General features: G+C 40.6%; 21 protein-coding genes and 1 riboswitch. Of the genes, 7 read left to right on the forward strand and 14 right to left on the reverse strand.

The features are described from left to right. The first annotated feature begins 104 nt into the window (after positions 1–104). Positions 105–1,376 (forward strand): glucuronoarabinoxylan endo-1,4-beta-xylanase XynC, encoded by a 1,272-nt coding sequence (gene xynC, locus ACIQCE_RS03785; protein WP_400493651.1) that lies wholly within the window; start codon positions 105–107, stop codon positions 1,374–1,376. 409 nt (positions 1,377–1,785) lie between these two features. Here xynC and ACIQCE_RS03790 read toward each other — a convergent pair whose 3' ends face one another. The 10 genes from ACIQCE_RS03790 to ACIQCE_RS03835 form a co-directional block, all read right to left on the reverse strand. Continuing rightward, positions 1,786–1,995: a hypothetical protein gene (locus ACIQCE_RS03790; protein ID WP_400493652.1), complete on the reverse strand. Its 210-nt coding sequence runs from the start codon at positions 1,993–1,995 to the stop codon at positions 1,786–1,788. A gap of 285 nt (positions 1,996–2,280) precedes the next feature. Further along, positions 2,281–3,231 (reverse strand): ornithine carbamoyltransferase, encoded by a 951-nt coding sequence (argF, locus tag ACIQCE_RS03795; RefSeq protein ID WP_400493653.1) that lies wholly within the window; start codon positions 3,229–3,231, stop codon positions 2,281–2,283. Continuing rightward, positions 3,228–6,308: a carbamoyl-phosphate synthase (glutamine-hydrolyzing) large subunit gene (locus ACIQCE_RS03800; protein ID WP_400493654.1), complete on the reverse strand. Its 3,081-nt coding sequence runs from the start codon at positions 6,306–6,308 to the stop codon at positions 3,228–3,230. The genes argF and ACIQCE_RS03800 overlap by 4 nt, the downstream gene beginning before the upstream one ends. Continuing rightward, complete coding sequence (locus tag ACIQCE_RS03805; RefSeq protein WP_400493655.1) at positions 6,301–7,362, reverse strand: carbamoyl phosphate synthase small subunit; 1,062 nt, start codon at positions 7,360–7,362, stop codon at positions 6,301–6,303. Before ACIQCE_RS03805 ends, ACIQCE_RS03800 begins: the two co-directional genes overlap by 8 nt. A gap of 69 nt (positions 7,363–7,431) precedes the next feature. Next, positions 7,432–8,583 (reverse strand): acetylornithine transaminase, encoded by a 1,152-nt coding sequence (locus tag ACIQCE_RS03810; protein ID WP_400493656.1) that lies wholly within the window; start codon positions 8,581–8,583, stop codon positions 7,432–7,434. Next, positions 8,580–9,356 (reverse strand): acetylglutamate kinase, encoded by a 777-nt coding sequence (argB, locus tag ACIQCE_RS03815; RefSeq protein WP_400493657.1) that lies wholly within the window; start codon positions 9,354–9,356, stop codon positions 8,580–8,582. Before argB ends, ACIQCE_RS03810 begins: the two co-directional genes overlap by 4 nt. 14 nt (positions 9,357–9,370) lie before the next feature. Beyond that, positions 9,371–10,591: a bifunctional ornithine acetyltransferase/N-acetylglutamate synthase gene (gene argJ / locus ACIQCE_RS03820; protein ID WP_400493658.1), complete on the reverse strand. Its 1,221-nt coding sequence runs from the start codon at positions 10,589–10,591 to the stop codon at positions 9,371–9,373. Between the two features lie 20 nt (positions 10,592–10,611). Further along, entirely contained in the window at positions 10,612–11,649 is a 1,038-nt protein-coding gene (gene argC / locus ACIQCE_RS03825; RefSeq protein WP_400493659.1) for an N-acetyl-gamma-glutamyl-phosphate reductase, read from the reverse strand. 272 nt (positions 11,650–11,921) lie between these two features. Continuing rightward, positions 11,922–12,230, reverse strand: coding sequence for a metal-sulfur cluster assembly factor (locus ACIQCE_RS03830; RefSeq protein ID WP_353856149.1), 309 nt, complete (start codon positions 12,228–12,230; stop codon positions 11,922–11,924). 45 nt (positions 12,231–12,275) lie between these two features. Then, a complete protein-coding gene (locus ACIQCE_RS03835; protein ID WP_400493660.1) occupies positions 12,276–13,061 on the reverse strand; it encodes an alpha/beta fold hydrolase in 786 nt (261 codons plus the stop codon). 136 nt (positions 13,062–13,197) lie between these two features. Between ACIQCE_RS03835 and ACIQCE_RS03840 the strand changes: the two genes are divergently transcribed. Together ACIQCE_RS03840 and ACIQCE_RS03845 are read left to right on the forward strand one after the other, a co-directional pair. Continuing rightward, positions 13,198–14,010: a Cof-type HAD-IIB family hydrolase gene (locus ACIQCE_RS03840; protein ID WP_400493661.1), complete on the forward strand. Its 813-nt coding sequence runs from the start codon at positions 13,198–13,200 to the stop codon at positions 14,008–14,010. An 89-nt stretch (positions 14,011–14,099) separates the two neighbouring features. Continuing rightward, complete coding sequence (locus ACIQCE_RS03845) at positions 14,100–14,237, forward strand: competence protein (RefSeq protein WP_400493662.1); 138 nt, start codon at positions 14,100–14,102, stop codon at positions 14,235–14,237. A 216-nt stretch (positions 14,238–14,453) separates the two neighbouring features. Here ACIQCE_RS03845 and ACIQCE_RS03850 read toward each other — a convergent pair whose 3' ends face one another. Further along, positions 14,454–14,909 (reverse strand): BsuPI-related putative proteinase inhibitor, encoded by a 456-nt coding sequence (locus ACIQCE_RS03850; protein WP_400493663.1) that lies wholly within the window; start codon positions 14,907–14,909, stop codon positions 14,454–14,456. A gap of 16 nt (positions 14,910–14,925) precedes the next feature. Further along, positions 14,926–15,768, reverse strand: coding sequence for a YitT family protein (locus ACIQCE_RS03855; protein WP_400493664.1), 843 nt, complete (start codon positions 15,766–15,768; stop codon positions 14,926–14,928). Positions 15,769–15,908: 140 nt separating this feature from the next. On the opposite strand from ACIQCE_RS03855, the gene ACIQCE_RS03860 reads away from it, so the two are divergent. After that, on the forward strand, positions 15,909–16,766 hold the full coding sequence (locus ACIQCE_RS03860; RefSeq protein ID WP_400493665.1) for a DegV family protein: 858 nt from the start codon (positions 15,909–15,911) through the stop codon (positions 16,764–16,766). Between the two features lie 236 nt (positions 16,767–17,002). Here ACIQCE_RS03860 and ACIQCE_RS03865 read toward each other — a convergent pair whose 3' ends face one another. After that, the gene (locus tag ACIQCE_RS03865; RefSeq protein WP_400493666.1) at positions 17,003–17,851 is read right to left on the reverse strand and encodes a CvfB family protein; all 849 of its coding nucleotides are present in this window, start codon (positions 17,849–17,851) and stop codon (positions 17,003–17,005) included. A 238-nt stretch (positions 17,852–18,089) separates the two neighbouring features. Here ACIQCE_RS03865 and ACIQCE_RS03870 point away from each other — a divergent pair, with 238 nt between their 5' ends. From ACIQCE_RS03870 to ACIQCE_RS03880, 3 genes are all read left to right on the forward strand, one after another. Continuing rightward, complete coding sequence (locus ACIQCE_RS03870; protein WP_400493667.1) at positions 18,090–18,581, forward strand: YajQ family cyclic di-GMP-binding protein; 492 nt, start codon at positions 18,090–18,092, stop codon at positions 18,579–18,581. Between the two features lie 81 nt (positions 18,582–18,662). Continuing rightward, a riboswitch (SAM riboswitch) is annotated at positions 18,663–18,781 on the forward strand. Positions 18,782–18,859: 78 nt separating this feature from the next. After that, positions 18,860–20,731, forward strand: a complete 1,872-nt coding sequence (locus tag ACIQCE_RS03875) for a bifunctional homocysteine S-methyltransferase/methylenetetrahydrofolate reductase (protein WP_400493668.1) — start codon at positions 18,860–18,862, stop codon at positions 20,729–20,731. Beyond that, a complete protein-coding gene (locus ACIQCE_RS03880; RefSeq protein ID WP_400493669.1) occupies positions 20,685–20,849 on the forward strand; it encodes a hypothetical protein in 165 nt (54 codons plus the stop codon). The genes ACIQCE_RS03875 and ACIQCE_RS03880 overlap by 47 nt, the downstream gene beginning before the upstream one ends. Before the next feature lie 69 nt (positions 20,850–20,918). Here ACIQCE_RS03880 and ACIQCE_RS03885 read toward each other — a convergent pair whose 3' ends face one another. Then, positions 20,919–22,733, reverse strand: coding sequence for an IucA/IucC family protein (locus ACIQCE_RS03885; RefSeq protein WP_400493670.1), 1,815 nt, complete (start codon positions 22,731–22,733; stop codon positions 20,919–20,921). Positions 22,734–22,742: the final 9 nt, after the last annotated feature.

Consider the following 22,742-nt stretch of genomic DNA (forward strand, 5'->3'; position numbering starts at 1 on the left):
CAAATGATATATCGCATGTTTCAAAAGAGGAAAAGCGTTTTGTATGCAAAGGAGACTGAACAGATGTTTCCAATCACGTAAAAGACATATGAAGGAGTGGAACAATGATGTCATACGTAAAAAAGTCAATTTGTGTGTTAATGGTATTTTTCACTATGCTGGCAGTAATGCTAATCGGACCAGGAGCTACTGACGTTTTGGCAGCAAGTGACGTAACCATTAATTTATCTGCAGAAAAACAAGTGATTCGCGGTTTTGGAGGAATGAACCATCCGGCTTGGATTGGAGATTTGACAGCACCTCAAAGAGAAACCGCTTTTGGAAATGGACAGAATCAGTTAGGTTTTTCTATTCTTAGAATTTATGTAGACGATAACAGTAATAATTGGTATAGAGAAGTAGCAACTGCAAAAAAAGCGATAGAGCAAGGAGCATTAGTCATTGCTTCACCATGGAATCCTCCAAGTGACATGGTTGAGACCTTCAATCGTGATGGTGATACATCTGCAAAACGGCTCAAATACGATAAGTACGATGCGTATGCCCAGCATCTTAACGATTTTGTTGCCTACATGAAAAGTAATGGTGTGGATCTTTATGCGATTTCCGTTCAAAACGAGCCTGATTATGCACACGACTGGACGTGGTGGACTCCGCAAGAAATGCTTCGTTTTATGAGAGAAAATGCCGGCTCAATTAATGCGCGTGTCATTGCACCGGAATCATTTCAGTACCTGAAAAATATGTCAGATCCGATTTTGAACGATCCGCAGGCTCTTGAAAATATGGATATTCTTGGAGCTCACCTGTACGGTACTCAAACCAGTCAATTCCCTTACCCTCTTTTCAAACAAAACGGAGGAGGAAAAGAGCTTTGGATGACAGAAGTATACTATCCGAATAGTGATAGCAACTCAGCAGATCGATGGCCCGAGGCATTGGATGTTTCACATCATATTCACAATTCAATGGTAGAAGGAGATTTTCAAGCTTATGTTTGGTGGTACATCCGTAGATCATATGGTCCTATGAAAGAAGACGGTACAATCAGCAAACGCGGTTACAATATGGCTCATTTCTCGAAGTTTGTGCGCCCTGGCTATGTAAGGGTTGATGCAACGAAAAATCCTAATGAGAACGTTTACGTGTCAGTCTATAAAAGTGAAGACAAGATCGTTATTGTGGCCATTAATAAAAGCGACACAGGGGTCAACCAAAACTTTGTTTTGCAGAATGGATCAGCTTCTCAAGTATCTAGATGGATAACGAGCAGTAGCGGCAATCTTCAACCTGGGACGGATCTCAATGTAACGGACAATCATTTTTGGGCCCATCTTCCAGCTCAAAGCGTAACAACATTTGTCGCAGATCGTTAAGAGCATCAAGGTAAGCGATACCCCGTCGGAGCGGTATGGATTTAAATGCGATATACAATGCTATATGAGTACGAGGATGAAGGGGGCGATTTTGCCCCTGTCTGTTTCTATTATGGCAGTAATTTTCGGAGTCTTCGGCACGTTGACACTTGTAGAGGATTTAGAGGAATGGAAGAAATCGAATTGCAGGGTGCGACCAATCAAGTTGTTCTAACGATCTCTGACGACGATCCTAAAGATCGTCAACGCTGCTCTTCCATACTCCATTTTCAATATGAAATTGAGCGATTTTCCGATTGAAAAATCGCTTTTTTTCGTGTCGTTCATCGGTTTGAAGCCGCATGCTTCGGCTTTTAAAAGGATTAACAGGTCTACCAAGTACATTTTTACTATAACTTCCACCATGCCTTTAAATGTCCATGCCAGTTACAGGATAAATTAATTCTCCCTTATTACATATATGTGGATAATTCATAGCAATGTAAGTAAGATGTCCAATTATTGAGTGCCCATTATATTGAGGCTTATTTCCTTTTAAAATCTCTTGTATCTGTTCATTAGTCCAATCCCTTGTTGTAGGTTCTCCATCTAAAATTCTTTTCTTGCTTCCAAAATTCATTAACCCCTGCAGCTCTTCTTTTTGCGTTGGTGCTCACAAATTTCAGATTCGCTCCTTACAAGTTACTTGGGTCTTTCTAGACTTCAAAGGTTTTCAATTCATGGTAAAAAGATGTCAAAGTGATACTATAAAGGGTAAAAGCTATATCACTCTCCAGTTCATTTTCAAGAATTGATCTAAATCTTACGTTCTAATTATAGATGGTCTCATATGTGACCAGTCGTTTTATGTTTTCCTTTTCAACAACCCAAGTCCCTGCTCAAAAGAGTCAGGGACTGCTATCCATTATGTTGTTTGGTTATACATGAGCTCTTTAATTAATGCTTTTTGCACATGCAAACGATTTTCTGCCTGCTGAAATACTTTAGAGTGCGGTCCATCAATAATGTCAGCCGTCACTTCTTCTCCGCGGTGTGCAGGCAGACAATGGAGGAACGTGTAATCTGTTGCTGCATGACGTATGAGTTCATCATTTACTTGATATTCTTTAAATTCAGCAAGACGTTTTTCTGTTTCTGTCTCCTGCCCCATGCTTGTAAAAACATCTGAATAGATGACATCAGCATCTTGAACAGCAACGACAGGATTTGTTGTCACAAACACTTTTGCACCAGATTGTTTAGCAAACTCAATCGCTATGTCTGTCACCTCCTGAAGTGGTTCATATCCTTTGGGTGATGCGACAGAAATGTCACAGCCAAGCTGCGCACAGCCGACCATTAAGGAATGCGCCACGTTATTTCCATCGCCAATATAAGCGACTTTGACTCCTTTTAGTTTACCTTTTGTTTCTTTAATGGTTAGTAAATCAGCAAGTGCCTGACAAGGATGTGAGAAGTCGGTCAGCCCATTAATGACTGGAATGGATGCGTATTTTGCAAGTTCCTCAACCTTTTCATGAGCAAAGGTTCGGATCATGATTCCATCTACGTAGCCAGATAACACCTGAGCAGTATCTCTAATGGATTCTCCTCTGCCAATTTGCAAGTCATTTGAGCTCAGAAATAGGGCATGCCCCCCTAGCTGCGTCATTCCTGCTTCAAACGATACACGGGTTCTTGTAGAGGATTTTTCAAATATCATCGCAAGTGTTTTCCCTTTGAATAAATCCTGATATGGTTGTTGTTTCATTTCTTCCGCTTTTTCAATCAAGTAAGCAATGTCCTTAATTGAAAAATCTTTTAAAGATAAAAAGTCTTTTCCGTATAATACCGGTTGTACGTCCACTTGGCTCATGCCATCACTTCCTTTTTATATAATTCATGGAGAGATACAGGTGACACATCTCCATTTTTCCCTTTGAGGAATGCATTGGCTGTTTCATATTCAGTCAGCACCTGCACACCATGGGTCAGTGCTTTGACGCGTTGTTCTTTCGCCTGTTTTCCTTCACCTAAATGAATGTGAAGTAATTTATGATCAGTTTGCAGCCAACTTTCAAAGTTACCTGTCCAGACGTCAAAACCTGCTTGCTTCACTTCATCTATTAACAGCTCACTACCTTGAATATAGACGCTCCCTTTCTGACTCCAGATTGAAGCAAACACTTTTTTCAAGGCGCTCTCAACGTTCTTACCTACACACATGCCTTCTCCAGTAGCTTTCATTTCAGGTGTCAATTTTAAATCAATATCTTGAATGGCATGTGATGAGAACACTGGAAATTTAACTGCCGTGCCGCCCTTGTTCTTCATTGAAAGGTTCAGTTCTTGCAGCGTCGCACCAGCTAGTAGTCTTGTTGCCATAGGGATCATCTCAATGCCCATCACCTTGCTGACTACTGGTACAGTTCGGCTTGCACGAGGATTGACCTCTAAAACAAGCGCTTTCCCATCTTTTATGACGTATTGAATATTCATAATGCCTTTGAATTGTAATTTTTTTGCTATTTGTTCAGATGCAGTATACACCTGCTGTTTTATTTCCTCACTGATGGAGACACTTGGCAAAATGGCAAAGCTGTCACCTGAATGTACTCCAGCTTTTTCAATATGCTCGATAATGGTTGGGATAAATGTATTCTCTCCGTCGGAAATGAGATCAACTTCTAGTTCTTTCCCCGTGACATATTCGTCTATCAAGATTGGATAAGGCAAATGATCTGGCTGATCAAGAAGTGACATCAAATCATCTTCATTTTGAACAATGATCATGCCCATTCCGCCAATGACATAGGATGGACGAATTAACACAGGATAACCGATGCTTTCTGCATGTGAGAGTGCTTCTTCTTTTGATTGAGCGGTGTCCCCTTTTGCATGAGGGAGTTCAAGCTCATCAAGAAGCTGGTAAAATAAATCACGATCTTCTAGAGCATCTAATGTGTCAAAGGACGTACCTAATAGTGTCACGCCGGCTTTTTCTAACCCTTCAGCTACGTTGATAGCTGTTTGACCACCAAATTGGACAATGACAAAGTCAATTTGTTCCGCTTCTACTACGTTTAAAATATGTTCAAGTGTGATTGGTTCAAAATATAAACGATCTGCAATCTCATAATCCGTGCTCACCGTTTCCGGATTGTTGTTCATCATGATTGTCTCAAATCCAAGCTTTTGCAAAGTAAGAACGCCATGCACTGCACTATAATCAAACTCGACTCCCTGCCCGATCCGTATTGGACCAGATCCGATAATCAGCGCACGTTGCTTTGTTTTGAGGTGATGCTCTCCATCACTTTTTCCAAAGTACGTTGAATAAAAGTAATTCGTTTTCGCATCAAATTCTGCAGCACATGTATCCACAATTTTAAATGCTGCGGAAATCCCGTACTCTTTACGAAGCTGCCTGATGTCATCTTGACTTCTTCCAGTGAGAGAAGCGATTGTTTGATCGAGAAAACCTTTTTCTTTCACTTTTTGCAAAAGTGATCGTGAGAGTGTTCCTTTATTGTCTTTTAGTTCTTGTTCAAGTGAGATCATATGCTGAAACACATGCAAGAAAAATGGATCAATTTTTGTCACATGATGGATGGTTGCAACCGTTTCTTCTCTAGAGAGAAGTTCCATGACTGCAAAAAAACGACGATCATCTGGCGTCTTGATCAAATCAAGTAACACCTCAGTCGTTAGTTCTTTCAGTTCAGGTAAGTGGAACCCATTTGTTTTTATCTCAAGTGATGCGACCGCTTTTTGAATAGCAGACTCTAAATTTCGGTCAATGGCCATAACTTCACCAGTGGCTTTCATTTTTGTTCCTAATTTACGATCCGCATGTTTAAATTTATCAAATGGCCAGCGCGGGAATTTGACCACGACATAATCGAGTGCAGGCTCAAAGCTTGCATATGTTGTTCCTGTCAGCGGATTTTTCAATTCATCTAATGTGTAACCCACTGCTAGCTTTGCAGCCATTTTCGCAATTGGGTAACCTGTTGCTTTTGACGCAAGAGCAGAAGAACGGCTGACCCGAGGATTCACTTCAATCACAAAGTATTCTTTACTGAGTGGATCGAGAGCAAATTGAATGTTGCACCCGCCGACTACATCTAACGCTGAAATGATTTTCAGACTAGCTGATCGAAGCATCTGATAGTCCTGATCCGTTAATGTTTGAGACGGCGCTACGACAATCGAGTCTCCTGTATGCACACCAACAGGATCGATGTTTTCCATATTACAAACAGTGATACATGTATTTTGACGATCTCTCATGACCTCATATTCAATTTCTTTAAATCCTGCAATGCTTTTTTCAACTAAACACTGGTGAATCGGACTCGCTAGAAGGGCTCCTTCAATGAGCGGCATAAATTCTTCTTCAGTTAAAGCGATCCCTCCTCCTTTACCGCCAAGAGTATAAGCTGGTCGAATAATCACTGGGAAGCCAACTTCTTTTGCAAATTGAAGGGCATCTTTAGCATTATCAACAATCTCACTATCTGGGACCGGTTCGTTTAAGTGCTTCATGAGGGCTCGGAATTTCTCACGATCTTCACCGTTTTCAATTGTTTCAACAGACGTTCCGAGTAGCTTGACACCATGCTTTTTCAGCACACCGTTTTTTTCTAACTCAACAGCAAGATTTAGTGCCGTCTGTCCGCCAAGGTTGGCTAAAAGACCATCTGGCTTTTCCTTTTCAATGATACGTGTCACTGAATCAATTGAAAGCGGTTCAAAATAAATTTCATCAGCAAATGACTCGTCTGTCATAATCGTTGCTGGGTTGTTATTTACTAGGATGACTTTGTACCCCTCTTCCTTTAAGGCCATACATCCTTGCGTTCCAGAATAATCAAATTCTGCTGCCTGACCAATAATGATTGGACCAGACCCGATGACTAGAATGGTGTGTATGCTTTGATCTTTAGGCATGTGCAACTTCTCTCCTTGCTTGTTTCACTTTCTCAATAAAATCGTCGAATACCCATTCACTTTCAGTAGGCCCTGGGTGTGCTTCCGGGTGAAATTGAACCGACATAATCAGCTTTTCTTTATGAATCAATCCTTCTACAGATCCATCATTCACGTGTAAAAATTTCACATCCACTTCTTTGTGATTCATGCTTTTTTCATTTACAACATAACTGTGGTTTTGACTTGTCATAAAGACTCGTTTTGATTCTGTATCTTGAACAGGATGGTTCGCACCGCGATGTCCAAAGGGAAGCTTATACGTATCCCCTCCTAGTGCAAGAGCAATTAATTGATGGCCTAAGCAGATGCCGAGCGTCGGGAAAGTCATCATCATTTGATGAATGGTGTTCAAATATGGCTTCATTGTTTTCGGATTTCCAGGGCCGTTTGACAGCAAAATCGCATCTGGTTTGATGTCAAACACTTTTTCCATTTGCTTATATGGAATCACCGTTACTTTGCAGCCGCGTGCCTCAAGAGAGTCTGCAATTGACTTCTTAAAGCCAAAGTCAATTAGCGCCACATGCTCTTTCCCACTACCTTGTGTGTGAATCTCACTCTCTGTTACCTGTTCGACAACATTGATTTCTTTCATTGCAGGCGGAGCTTCGTTTGCGTCTAAGCTTATAATAGCGTTCATTGTGCCATTTGCTCGTATGTTTTGAACAACTGCCCGAGTGTCTGTATGAGTAAGAAGCGGGATGTTCCACTTTTGTAAATAATCTTTCAGGCTCACCGCTGCAAGATGATGCGAAAAATGCTCTGCTGCTTCATATACGACAACTGCTTTTACTTGCGGTTTCTTGCTCTCAAAGTCCTCATGGTTAATTCCATAATTTCCGATCAGCGGATATGTGAAAACAATGATCTGGCCCCTATATGAAGGATCTGTAAGCACCTCTTGATAACCTGTCATGCCTGTAAAAAATACCACTTCACCCGTTATGCCAGCGTCTCCTGTCAGATCTCCTTCAAAAGAGGCACCATCTTCTAAATTTAAATAACCTTTCATGATTGTGTCACCCCAGATTGAATAATTAATAATATAAATGTATTTTTATGCGTAATGGTGCAAAAAAATTTACACCGGCACAGTTTCATTTGATAAAACATGGATAATGGCTTCTATTGCTTGATCGATCTCAATTTTCTCCACATTAAGCGGAGGTAATAGACGGATGACATTCGGTCCAGCCGGAAGAACTAATAGTCCTTGCTCTCTTAGGGCTGTAATGTATTCTCCTACTGGCTGATAACATTCGATGCCAACCATCAGTCCTTTGCCGCGCACTTCCTTTACGATGTTCAGTTGTTTGACGGCTTGCAGTTTTGATAATAAATAAGCGCCTTTTTCCTTTACTTCAGAAAGAAACTTATCATTAAATACGAGATCGAGTGTAGCGTTTACTGCCGCCATTGCGAGCATGTTTCCACCAAAAGTCGTTCCATGTGAACCTGGTGAGAAGGCTTCTCCTAATGCTTTTTTTCCTATAATCGCACCGACTGGGAAACCGTTACCCAACCCTTTCGCAACTGAAATAATATCAGGGTCAAGATTCGCATGTTCGTAAGCGAATGCTTCACCTGTGCGTCCAATGCCCGTTTGTATTTCATCAATAATGAGCAGTGCCTGATGTTTTTGACAGAACGCTTGAACAGCCTGAAGAAATTCTGCTTTAGCGGGATTCACTCCGCCCTCACCTTGCACGACTTCTAGCATGACCGCTGCGATATCATCGACTTTACATGTGGAGATTGCTTCAAGGTCGTTATAAGGCAAGTAATGAAACCCTTCTAGCATTGGACCAAAACCGGTTTTGATTTTATCTTGACCTGTAGCAGCCATACCAGCATATGTGCGACCGTGGAAAGAGTGTAAAAATGTCACAATATTCGTCTTTCCTGTTGCTTTACGGGCTAATTTAATGGCACCTTCATTCGCCTCAGCACCACTATTGCAGAAAAACACAAGGTCTCCTGAACTGTTTGCTACCAGCTTTTCTGCCGCTTTTTCTTGCAGTCCATTTTCAAATAAGTTGGACACATGCCATACTTGATCAAGTTGTTTCTTTATTGCTTGATTGACATTTGGATGATTGTGACCTAAATTCGTTACCGCAATCCCCTGAATAAAGTCTAAATACTTTTTCCCGCTTGTATCAATCGCCCAAGAACCTGCTGCCTCTTTAATTTCAATATTCCACCGGCTATATGTTTGAAAGAGATGACTCACAGGACCGCCTCCTTTTGTTTCACAATTCGTGTTCCTTTAAATAATTCCCCAGTAAAAAAACTACTTTTCCCATTCACGATCATGACCTCGTTGACATCTCCAGATAAAGCCGTTAATGCTGATTGCACCTTCGGGATCATTCCCCCGGAAATAATTCCTTCATTGATGAGCGAAAGTGCTTCTTGTTCAGTCACAACATCTAATAAATGGCCATTTTTCAAGATGCCTTCAACATCTGTTACGAACATTAATTTATCAGCCTTCATTGCTCCAGCAACGGCTGATGCAGCTAAATCTGCATTGACATTTAATGTTTGACACTCTTCTGTCATCGATAGCGGTGCAATGACTGGAATGAATTGTTTTTCCATCAACGCTTCTACCATTGCAGGATTAACTTCTTTAATTTCGCCAACATAACCGTAAAGGTCTTGATCAAGAAAATCTGCCACAAGCATCTGTCCGTCTTTTCCAGACACACCGACAGATGAAATATCGTGTTTTGCCAATTCTGAAACAAAGTATTTATTAACAGTACCAGAAAGAACCATCTCCGCTACCTCTAACACAGGCTTCGTTGTTTTACGCTGTCCGTCAACAAATTCAGTTTTCACTTCTAATTTTTGTAGCATATCGGTGATCTCTGGACCTCCGCCATGGACGATCGCTAATTTAAAGCCAGCCTCTTGAAGCGAGCGAACATTTTCAAAAAATGTATCTGAAAGTTCTCGAATGACACTTCCTCCACACTTGAATACAATCGTTTTATTCATGTCAAACCCCTTCATTATGTGCGATAACTCGCGTTAATTTTCACGTAATCATAGGTAAGGTCACAGCCCCATGCCGCCGCTTCACCTTCTCCTTCACTCATTTGAATCAAAATCGTGATCTCATCTTGTTCTAGATACGCTTTTGCTTCCTCTTCTGAGAAAGGCTGCGGTTCATTATGCTTGAATAGGCACTGGCCGCCTAAATAGACTTCTACCTCTTCTGGTGTAACGGACGCTGCGCTATGACCAATCGCTCCAACAATTCGTCCCCAGTTTGCGTCTGTTCCATATACGGCTGTTTTGACGAGACTTGAACCAACGATTTTTTTGGCAATGATGCCTGCTTCCAGATTATTTTTAGCGCCGACGACTTTCGCTTCAATTAATTTGGTCGCACCTTCTCCATCTCTTGCAATCTCTTTCGCTAAATCCTCACAAGCTAGCTTTAAGCCTTCTTTAAACAATGGCCATTCTGGATGCTCTTCATTTAGCACATTATTTTCAGCCATTCCATTTGCCATCACGAGTACCATATCGTTTGTTGATGTCTCTCCATCGACCGTAATCTGATTAAAAGTCACATCCGTAATGTCGCGAAGCGCATGTTGCAGAGCTTCCTGCTCTACATTCGCATCTGTTGTGACAAAGCCAAGCATTGTCGCCATATTCGGATGAATCATACCTGAACCCTTTGCTGCACCTGAAATGATAATTTCTTTACCGTCTATCGTAAGGGTGTAAGTTGTATTTTTAATGACCGTATCTGTTGTTAAAATGGCTTCTTCAAAATGACCTTGCTCTGCTTTTGCTTCTTTTAGCTGCATGATGCCTTTTTTGATTTTAGCCATATCAAGGCATTCTCCAATGACACCAGTAGAACAAACTGCAATATAATCGGACTCTATTCCTAACATGTCTGCACAGGCTGCCTGCATTTCATATGCATCCTTCAAACCCTGCTCTCCCGTACATGCATTGGCAATGGCACTGTTGACAATGACTCCTTTTAATCGCCCAGTCTTTTTTAGGCTTTTTTGCGTGACTTGTAGCGGTGCTGCTTGAAAGTGACTTTGTGTGTATACAGCAGCGCTTGTTGCTGGTACTTCACTGATAATCAGCCCAAGGTCTTTTTTTGAATAGCGCAATCCAATATGAATCCCCTTCGCTTCAAAGCCCTTAGGTGATGATACGTCACCTTCTATTTTGACAATGCTTTTTTCATTCAATTCAATCATGTTTGCGATCTCCCCTGTTCTTATGGATAAAGAGGTGTCATTGTGAGACCCGCCTCTTCATTTAAGCCTTTGATGATATTGAAGTTTTGAACCGCTTGACCGGCTGCGCCTTTCATTAAATTATCTATCACCGATACGATCGTCAGTCTGCCTGTTCGTTCATCTAAATGAAAGCTGATGTCACAGAAGTTACTGCCGTATACTTCTTTTGTCTGAGGATAAATTCCATGATCTCTAACTCTGACAAAATAGGAATCTTCATAAAATCCTTTCATATGTTGCATTAAATCTTCTTGCGCTAGATCTGACTTTAATTGTGTATACATCGTCGCCATAATCCCTCTTGTCATTGGGACAAGATGCGTTGAAAATGTGATGTTTGTCGTTTGCGGATTCCATTCTCTTAATACTTGTTCTATTTCTGGTGTATGTTGATGCTCATTCACCTTATAAATTTTAAAGTTGTCGTTCAACTCTGAAAAATGCGTTCCAAGTGAAGCAGTTCTTCCCGCACCAGAAACCCCTGTTTTGGCATCAACGATAATCATTGATTCATCCATCAAGTTCTGTTTCATCAGGGGTGCTAAGCCAAGAAGGACTGCGGTTGGAAAACAGCCTGGGTTTGCAATCACTTCAGCCTGCTCAATTTTTTCTCGATTCAATTCAGATAAACCGTACACAGCTTGTTGGACGGATGCTTCATCCGCTGCCCGTCGTTTATACCAAGCTTCGTATGTTGCTCCATCTTGAATTCGCAAATCACCCGACAAATCAATAATTGGCACTCCTTGGTTCATGAGCTGTGGTGTCAATTTACTTGATACGCCTGCTGGTGTCGCTAAAAATACAGCATCCGTTTCTTTAACAATAGTCTCCGGCTCTATTGCCTTTAATGTTTGATCTGCAATGTTTGTTAGATGAGGATAAGAATTGCTGTATGATTGCCCATCATCACTTGATGAATACAATATACATTCCTCCACATGCGGATGCTGCTTTAAGATACGAACTAATTCCACACCACCGTACCCCGTAGCACCTATAATACCTATTTTCAACGTCAATACACCCTCTTGATCTTTGTGAAATTAGTTAACATTATATCATGTATAAAAATTAATTCAATTGTATATTTAATATTTGTTTTCATTTTTTTCATGAAAAAATCCGCATATCTCTCCCGAGACATACGGATTTATCTTTGTTTCTGTATTGTTTCATACCATGAGCGCACTGCATAAATATGATCAGGAGCTTGCATAAAAATGAAATGAACGGTAAAGAAAACCTGATACGAGTTTATCTCGTATCAGGCGTTTAACATATGATCTTATTGAATACCAAGAGCGATTTTCGCATATCTTGACATTTTGTCTCGTGTCCAAGGCGGGTTCCAAACGATGTGAACCTCTGTTTCTTTCACGTCAGGTAAGTCACTTAATGCTTTTTTTACCTCATCAACGATAATTGGTGCAAGAGGGCAACCCATTGATGTCAATGTCATGGTGATATCCGCTTTTCCATTCTCATCAAGATTGACATCATAGACAAGCCCAAGATTGACGATATCTACATTCAACTCAGGGTCAATCACCTGTTCCAAGGCGCCTAAAATGTTTTCTTTCAATGCTTCATCCATGATATCCACTCCTTTTCCACTAGTATAACGTACTTTCTCTTTTGGCTAAACGTTTGTGCTTTTCAGGTGTGTCACAAACCAGTCAATCGTTTCAAACATCGCTTGTCTTGAGACCTTGTGACCTGCTTGTTCATCTGTGATAAAACGAATCAGGTGCGGGTCATGCTGATATTGGGTCGCCGCTAACTCATCATAAAGCTCTTTTGCATGGCGATAAGGGACAACAGGGTCATTTTCAGCATGCCAGAATAAAAGTGGTCTTTTCTTAAGCCGATCTGTGTGCAGGGTTAAATCATAAGGACGCAAGGCTTCTAATTGCTTGTTCACGTCATCATCTGTCAAATCTTTCATAAGACCTTTGTGACGCATGTCCATGATTTGTGCCTTAAGAAAAGTCGTATATTTCGGACTGCCCATTAAGCTGACGGCCGCTTTAATCCAATCATGCTTTGCAAGTGCGCCAAAGGTGGTGATGCCTCCCATGGATGTACCAGCGACGCCTATCAGATCGGCTTTAATCAATTGTTTTTCTTGAAAATGTGTTTTGAGTATGTCGATTTCACGAATTTCGTTCAGGACAATTTCCCAGAACTTTGATGCTAGTTCCTCTAAGCTGAGGTTTTCTGATCTTACACCATGATAAGCACAGTCAGGCAAAATGACTCTCATGCCTTTTTCCGCCAAATGAAAGGCGAAGTGTAAGTTGTGCTCACGTGCACTTGTAAACCCGTGTATGAAAAATACAAGCGGCAGCGGTTTGTCTTTATTTTCAGCTTTTACGATATGTAAAAATGGAATATCGCGCGTAATTTGCTCATCAATGGTGATCACAGCCTATGAATCCTCCTTTATCATTCCCGTCTTTGTTTATTTTAACATGTAGACAATAAAGATGTGATAAAGATACACTATAGTTAGAGGCAAAGGACATATTGCCTCCTATCACTTACAGATCAAAGGAGATTTTATGGAGACTAAACCTTATCTAATCGCACTTGACCTGGATGGCACATTATTGAAAGATGATAAAACCATTTCTTCACGCACACTTGACGTCATTCAAAAAGTGAGAGATAGCGGGCATCATGTATGTATATCAACGGGCCGGCCATATCGTTCCAGCTCTCCTTATTATCAGCAATTACAACTCGATTCACCGATCGTGAACTTTAACGGGGCATTTGTCCATCATCCTCTCGATGAAAAATGGGGCAGATTCCACACGTCGCTTGACCTTCAAGTAGTCAAGCAGCTTGTAGACATTAGTGAAGAGTATCAGGTGCACAATGTGTTAGCTGAAGTCTTAGACGATTTATATTTCCATTATCATGATGAAAAACTCATTGATATATTTAATATGAACGCCAATAAAGTGACCGTTGGGGACTTAAGGGACACTCTTTTAGAGAATGTCACAAGTATCTTAATTCACGCAAAAGAAGAAGACGTGGGAGCCATTCGAGGCTATTTAACAGATGTTCACGCAGAAGTGATTGATCACAGAAGATGGGCCGCTCCATGGCACGTCATTGAAATCATTAAGTCAGGAATAAATAAAGCGGTTGGTCTGCAAAAAATTAGCGATTATTACGGCATTCCGCAAGAACGAATGATCGCATTTGGGGATGAAGACAATGATTTAGAAATGCTTCAGTTTGCTGGATGCGGTGTTGCGATGGGCAATGGAATTGATGCTGTGAAAAGGGTATCAAATGAGATTGCAGATACGAATGAACAAGATGGAATTGCTAAGTTCTTAACAAATTATTTTGCGCTTTAATTTTTTCCATTCATACATAGAAGAAGGAAGCGGGTATACTAAGCTTTAGACAGGGCAACCTGTCAGCTTGTTTGAAGGGGCGGATCCGAATGGGTAAGAGAAGCAAGTCGAAACGCTTTATACAACAAGGTAAAGATTCAGTCAGTCTTCATGACGCACGTTTTCCTTATCGATCTACACTTGAAGAAGCTACAGACCAAGGAGATAAGAAGACAAATGCTCTTTAGGTTCATTGTGAGAAACGAACTTTTTGATCAAGCCAAATCATTTACTGAAGAAGCACTTACTTCTTCATTTTAATCTGGACCAGAGCGTCAAAAAGCTGTAAAGCGGGCAAAAAATGCTGTATCAACAAAAAGAAATCAGCTTCATACCTTCCAAGATCTGCTTGATGATCTTTCACTTAAAAAGCTGTCCGGTGTTGGACAGCTTTTTCTTATGCTTTACTTCACTTGGAACATTTTCTTCTCCGTGATTTGCTTAAGCCCTTCCGCTTTCCCCTTGAACGATACAACCACTTCATAAGTTCCAGGCTCTACACCACTTGACCATGTATCTTGAAAATCATACGTTTCATTTGCCTTTAAGACAAATGATTGGATGGCTTGTGTGAACATACGATCTTTCGAGTAACGGTATTTTTCATTTCCATTTTTATCATAGACACGTAATTCAAACTTCTGACTTGTATTAAATGTAAATTCAATATCATGATCAGATCGATTTTTCAATGACATTTGAAATTGAACCGAAGCACCTTTCTGGACAGGGTCGATTGTGAGCTCTACCGTTTTTTCTCCCATTTGACCAGATACCTCCTTTTCTGGTTCGTCATTCTTTTGAGAACCACAAGCCGCTAAAATCAATGGAATGAAAAGAAGCACCAAAAGTTTTTTCATCTTCTTTCCCACCTTTTTAATCTCGTCTGAAAAATCCAAGAATATTGGTCGTTTGAACAATATTCGTAAAGGCTTTTGGATCGACTTCCTTTATAATTCGTTCAAGTTCATACAGCTCATACCTTGTAATGACAATCACCATCATTTCTTTTGGCTCGTTGGTAAATGCGCCTTTAGCAGGTACAGTGGTGATTCCTCTTACCATTTTTCCATAAATGGCTTCTTTGATTTCATCGGCTTTCTTCGTCACAATCATGGCCGTCAGTTTCTCATGTCTCGTATGAATCGCATCAATGACCCTTGTGGTCACATATAATGTAACAAGGGTATATAATGCTTTCTCCCAACCTTGTAATAATCCTGCTGTAAAAATGATGATTCCGTTTAAAATAAAGAAATACGTGCCAACAGGCTTATCTTTCCATTTCGCTAAAATCATCGCAATAATATCGAGTCCACCTGTTGATGCCCCGTATTTTAGCGTAATCCCGATACCAAGTGCAGAAATGACACCGCCGAACACAGCATTCAATAAAATATCTTCAGAAACGCTCGTCTCCGGTAAGATGCCGAGGAAAATGGTTGTTAAGGCAACACTGATAATGCTATATAAAGTAAAGGAACGACCAACCTTCATCCAGCCTAAAATCCCTACTGGAATGTTTAATACAAATAATAGAACCCCAGTCGATAAATAAAATGGTGCATATTCATCAATTACACTGGATAACAGCTGTGCTACTCCGGTAAAACCGCTCGCATATACGTCAGCCGGAATTAAGAATAAATTAAGTCCAATCGCATTTAATAATGCACCAATGACAACGACAATAAGTTTTTTTGCTTCTCCAATAAACATGATGTCATTCCTCCACTTACCATTCTCTCTATGGTTTTCCCTAAAAATTAGAATTTGAACACGAAAAGGATGATTTCTATGATATAGTTAGGCTAAAAAGATGTAATTTTGCAGATTTCATTCAGAAAGAAGGGATTTTTATGACTGTTCATATCATAGCAGACAGTGCTGCTGACCTGCCTCTTTCTTATTATGATGAACATAACATAACACTCATTCCGCTACGTGTATTACTTGGTGAGCAGGAATTTGAGGATTTAATCACAATTGATCCAAAACAAGTATTTGATGCAATGAGACAAGGCGAAAGTCCAAAAACTTCACAACCTTCACCAAACAGGATCAAAGAAGCCTTTGTATCCCTTGCACAAACTCATACAGCCGCACTATATGTCGCTTTTTCATCAGAGCTTTCAGGTACATATCAAACAGCTGTCATGATGGCAAACGAAGTAAAGGAAGAATATCCAGACTTCGATTTACGAATCATTGATTCTAAATGTGCTTCACTCGGCTATGGACTGGCTGTCAAACACGCTCAGACACTTGCCATTGACGGAAATACAATACAAGAAATTGAAACGTCTGTAAAGCATTTTTGTGGATCTTTACAACATATTTTTACTGTAGACGATTTATCGTACTTAGCAAGAGGGGGAAGAATCAGTAAAGCATCAGCTTTTGTTGGCGGTCTTTTGAGCATTAAACCTATTTTACACGTAGAGGATGGAAAGCTTGTTCCGCTTGAGAAAATCCGAGGACGTAAAAAACTACTCAAACGAATTATCGAACTGATGAAAGAGCGTGGAACAGACTGGTCAAATCAAACTGTTGGGATCAGCCATGGCGATGACCCTGTACTTGCAGAGGATATGAGACAATTGATAGAAACAGCATTTCATCCAAAAGATATTGATATCAATATCATTGGTGCAGCCGTTGGGTCTCATTCAGGACCTGGAACGCTTGCAATCTTTTTTACAGGCAACCCATCATAAAAGCACCCTTCCCTATATACGTAGGGGAGACCCTAGTCTGTCAGCATGACGCCAATCCGCTACATATTTGATTTCGGTCGTTCTTCCTGTTGATTGCTGCATGAGGCGAGCACAATCATCCACACACTCCTTTTATCAACTTACTCTTTTTTATCGGATTTCGGTGATGTTGTTTCAATGATAAGTGGAAAAATCAGGCTGTCGAGAAAATCTCGACAGCCTGAGTGAGCAACTGCTCACTTTTTCTCATATGTCCAGCCTTCTTTTTGATCAATTAGACCATTTTTCATCAAGTGACCTAATGCTCGTTTAAAAGCGGCCTTACTCATTTGAAATCTTTCGCGAATATCATCTGGGTCACTTTTGTCCCAATAGGGCATCGCACCATTTCTGTTTCTCATATAAGTTAAGATCTGTTCTGCATCAACTGATAATGCGTCCTGTTTTCTAGGAAGGAGAGATACGTTAACGGTTCCATCCTCTTTCACTGCAATGACACGACCTGTGACAGTAGATCCTAGTCTTGGTTCTTCCTTCCGTTCTGTGCGATGGATAAACCCTCTAATTCCTGTATCTGTAAGCATAAAGGAGCCTGTCGCAATCAAGCGGTAAATCGTCCCTGTTATGTCTTTGTTCATAATGGTATTAGGTGCTTCGGTAAACAGCTTACTGATGATATCTTCTGTGGCTGGTTTTGCGAACAATCTCCCGTAGCTTGTGACTTTCAGCATACAGTACAGCCGGTCTCCTTTTTTGGGCCATGCTTCTTCAAAAGGCGGGAGGTGTTCTGTTGCCACAAGTGCATCCTTTGATAACCCGACATCAACAAATACGCCCATATCCTCTACAACATCAACGACTTCAACCCAGCCGTATGTATGTGCGTTAATAATAGGCTTTTTCATTGTAGCTGCTAGTCTCTCTTCATGATCTACATATAGATAGACATCCACTTCATCTCTATCTTCAATATCTTCTGTGATCTCACTACGATGTAAGAGGACAGAATCTTCGCCATCTGTCAAAAAGTATCCATACTCCATCTCTTTCTCTATTTGCAAGGTCAATTGCTCACCTGGTCTCATGTTCTCTTCCTTCCTATCTGCCCATAAAGAGCATTCGTTCATCATTTGATTTCACTTTATTCTACTATACTTCTTAGCACATGAACATCTCTAGTTCTGTTAGCTAAAGTGGACAATCCGTAGGTGATTTATACAGAAAGAGCTTGAGCTCATTGACCTATCAATACGCTAACGTTTCTTCTATCCCCATTTGCATGATAAGATAGACGCAATATCTAATACTTGGAGGTCATGAGTCATGGCAAAAGAAAGTTCGTTTGACATTGTATCGAAGATCGAATTACCAGAGGTGCAAAACGCCATTCAAGCAGCTTTAAAAGAAATCAAAAACCGTTATGATTACAAAGGAAGTAAAAGTGATATTTCATTAGAGAAAGAAGAGCTCGTGCTCATCTCTGACGATGACTTCAAGCTAGAGCAGCTAAAAGATGTGCTTGTGTCAAAACTCATTAAACGAAATGTACCGACAAAAAATATCGACTACGGCAAAACCGAGCATGCACTTGGCGGGACTGTACGTCAACGTGCAAAACTGATTAGCGGAATTGATAAAGACAATGCTAAAAAAATCAACACACTCATTAAGCAATCTGGTCTCAAGGTGAAATCTCAATTCCAAGATGATCAAGTGCGTGTGACAGGGGAAAATAAGGATGATTTACAGGAAGTCATTTCACTTATTCGCAAAGCTGATTTGCCGATTGATGTCCAATTTATAAATTTTCGATAAATTTTAAATTTTCCATTGATTATTTCCGATTTTTTCGATACAGTTAATGGAAGTTCAATTCATTGACAGATTCATATTGTTTTCTTATCAAGAGAGGCAGAGGGACTGGCCCTGTGAAGCCTCAGCAACCGGTGTAATAGACAAACACTTTCTATAACCAAGGTGCTAAATCCAGCAAGCTACTGCTTGGAAGATAAGGAGAAGAATTACGATACTTTCAAAAAGTCTTCTTCTTATCAGAAGGCTTTTTTTGTTACATAGAAATAAGGAGGAATACAATGGGCCTATTACAAGATTTACAAAACCGCGTGCTGATTGCTGATGGAGCAATGGGAACACTTTTATATTCTTATGGAATTGATCGCTGCTTTGAAGAATTAAATCTATCAAAGGAAGATGAAGTCAAAAGGGTACATGAGGCGTACGTACAGGCGGGAGCTGACATCATCCAAACGAACACGTATGGAGCGAATTATATTAAACTATCCCGCTACGGTTTAGAAGAAGAAACGAAACGTATCAATACAAAAGCTATGCAAATTGCCAAAGCAGCCGCAGGCTCTGCTTATGTACTCGGAACGATTGGCGGCATTCGAACGTTTAACAAAAATGCATACTCCATTGAGGAAATTAAACGAAGCTTTAGAGAGCAGTTGTATCTTCTATTAAATGAACAGCCTGACGGACTATTACTCGAAACCTATTACGACCTCGAAGAAGCAAAGGCGGTTCTACACATCGCACGCAAAGAAACGGAACTCCCTATTGTCATGAACGTATCCATGCACGAACAAGGTGTCCTGCAAGATGGAACGCCGCTCCATGACGGTTTATCTGAATTATCCTCTCTTGGAGCTGATGTCGTCGGAATTAACTGCAGACTAGGTCCCTATCATATGATTCAGGCACTCGAAGGTGTGCCACTTTTTGAAAATTCTTATTTATCTGTCTATCCAAACAGCAGTCTCCCATCTCTTGAAAAAGGTAGACTTGTCTATGATACAGATAATGATTATTTTCGAAAGAGTGCACTAGAGTTTAGAAATCAAGGTGCCCGTATTATTGGTGGCTGTTGCGGAACGACCCCTCAGCATATCCGAGCCATGGCGGAAGCTGTAAAAGATTTAGCGCCGATCACAGAAAAAGAAGTCAAAATTTTAAAAGAAGAAAGCATTTCACTCCAAGATCAACGCACAGAACCTGGGCTTGACGAGCTTGCCATTCAAAAGCGGTCAATCATCGTGGAACTGGACCCGCCAAAGAAGCTCAACTTTGAAAAATTTCTTAATGCTGCGAAAGAATTAAAGAAAGCAGGCATTGATGCTCTGACGCTAGCTGATAATTCCCTTGCCACCCCGCGCATTAGCAATGTGGCATGCGGCGCTTTGCTGAAGCAGCAACTCGATATGCGTTCACTTGTTCATATTACTTGTCGAGATCGCAATTTAATCGGATTGCAATCACATTTGATGGGACTTGATACACTTGGATTAACCGATATTTTAGCGATTACAGGCGACCCTTCAAAAATCGGTGACTTCCCAGGAGCAACGTCTGTTTATGATTTAACGTCCTTTGATCTGATCCGTCTGATTAAACAATTTAATGAAGGACTCTCCTTCTCAGGCAAACCGCTTGGTAAAAAGACCAATTTTTCCGTGGCAGGAGCGTTTAATCCAAATGTTCGTCATATCGATAAAGCCGTCAAACGCCTTGAGAAAAAAGTAGAATACGGTGCTGATTATTTCATCTCACAGCCAGTTTATTCAGAGGAACAGCTTGTGAAAATTCATGAGGAAATCCGTCACCTCGATCAACCGATTTACATCGGCATTATGCCTTTAACAAGTAGCCGAAATGCAGAATTTATTCACCATGAAATCCCAGGCATCAAGCTGTCTGACTCGATTCGTGACATCATGGCAAAAGCAGGGGATGACAAGGAAAAACAGCGAACAGAAGGGTTAGCGATTGCCCGCTCTTTAATAGACGCTGCTTGTGATCTGTTTAATGGCATTTATTTAATTACACCTTTCCTTCGATCAGATTTAACAGCAGAACTGACGACTTACATTCACCAGAAAGATAAGGGGGCAAAAGCACATGTCAACTATCACGGAACAGCTAAAGAAACGAATTCTCGTCTTTGATGGAAATGCTGTTTGGTCACCACCTAGTCTTACAAGGAAAAGTGAAAAATTATTAGCTGAACAACATCTTCTCAATGAAGGCAGAGAGAAAAATTGGTTTGCCCTGTTTTTGTGTTAATAATAGTCGAACCTCCTTTGAATGGAGGTTCTTGAAAGCTGTAGACACCATTCGTCTACAGCTCTTTCATTATTTTTCGCCTACAGATGATAGGACGTGTGCAAGCGCATTTGTTACTTTCCCATGCTCTGACGCATGTGGGCGATCGTCTCCATCTCCATAGCCATAATCAATCATTCGATTACGGTTTAAACAAAGCTTTGTTAGCTGAGGCTGGAAAAGGTCAAATAATGCAAAACGTTCTTTTAGTTGCGGGAATTGCTGCTGATAATCTAGAATTTCTTCTGCAAGCAAACGCCAAAGAGCGGTTTCTTCTAGTAGCTGATGGTTTTCTAAAACATTTGACACGTAACGCAGGTTACAAATAAACAGTCCTGTAAAGATAAATTGCACTAAACCTTCTGGGGGTTCACTTCGCAACACTTCTTTTAAATCTTCATCTAATGATGCTAATTCTGGCAGTGGCTGGTCACTAATGTTCACATCATCAACGAAATCCTTTATCGCCAAACGATGTGGTTGATAATCTTTTAGGACAAGAATCGTATTTTGCCCATGTGGGGAAAATACCGTCCCGTATTGATACATAAAATGTAGTAGCGGAGGCATCACAACATGGAAGAAAGCAGCCATCCACTCTTTTGCCGAGAGTTTCGATTTTTCAATTAGCTGTTTAATATACGGTTCACCTTCATGATCTTCATACGTCAGTGCCGCAAGTGTCACAGGGGTCTCCCCTTCATCTAAGTACGTATAAATACTTTCTCTAAAAATCACACCGAGCATTTCAAGATATTGATAAGGCGCACCAGGTAGTTTGCTGTAGTAAGGGTGATCGACATTTATACTCGCATTTTCACCTGGTAAAATCACGCGGCATACGTCAGACAAAAATGGGTCTTGATCGGCAATCCCTTTAATATGTGCCGTAATGCGAGGAGCGATGACAGTCCGCTCTGACGGCAGCCCTCGATACACAAGCGTATTTAAAATACTCATTGGTAATTTAATATGATGCTTTCCTTTATTTGAGATGTTTGTAAAGGTTCTGATCGACTGCTGTGGCACGTATTGATCAAGACCCTCGCCTAAATAAACAATGCGGCGCATGGCCAAATCTTCTGGGAAATGTTGAATAATCATATGTGTCCATTGCCATTTATGAACGGGCATCATATAATAATCAGTCGGATTCAAGCCTTCATCCTTTAATACACGCTGAAATTGACGAATGGTCACCTCATCTAATTCCTTCTTTATTATCTGCTCATAATTTTCATGTTCGACCGCATGAAATGTTGCAAGCTGACGGTGTACGGCAATCCAAGACAGCTGCACACTTTCTTGTCTTTCAGGTGCATAGGCTAAGTAATCTTCATAACTGAACCCGATACGTCCTTTGTTATATACAATCCAAGGATGTCCGGTCATCTCTCCTTCAATCCACGCATAATCTGTATCTATCAGTTCATCCGCACGAAGCGCCTTTTTCGATAACAAATGAACATCTGCTAACAATGTGTGATGAAGCTCTTTGATCAGATGACCTGTTGTTTCAGATGACATTGGAATGATTGGCTGTATATCCAGTAAAAAAATAATAGCGCTGACATCCTTTGTCCATTTTCCATCTTGATAGTACTCGATTGATTCAGCAATCGTATCATAACTATCAAATAAGCGAGGTTTTGCAAGATAACGATATTTCTTATGTTCATGAATCATTAGTTCATACTGAACGATTCCGTCCCCGCCTTCAAGCTGAACGGGATGAATCATATCCTCATACATATATTCAGACAGCATTTTTGCCACCATTTTCTGGTTTGCTTTTTTCCACGCATCTGGGTTCACTGCTTTTTTCAATTCGTCTTGCACATTCATCGCTCCATC

It is taken from the genome of Bacillus sp. NPDC093026, assembly GCF_044754665.1.
Lineage (GTDB): Bacteria > Bacillota > Bacilli > Bacillales > Bacillaceae > Bacillus > Bacillus maqinnsis.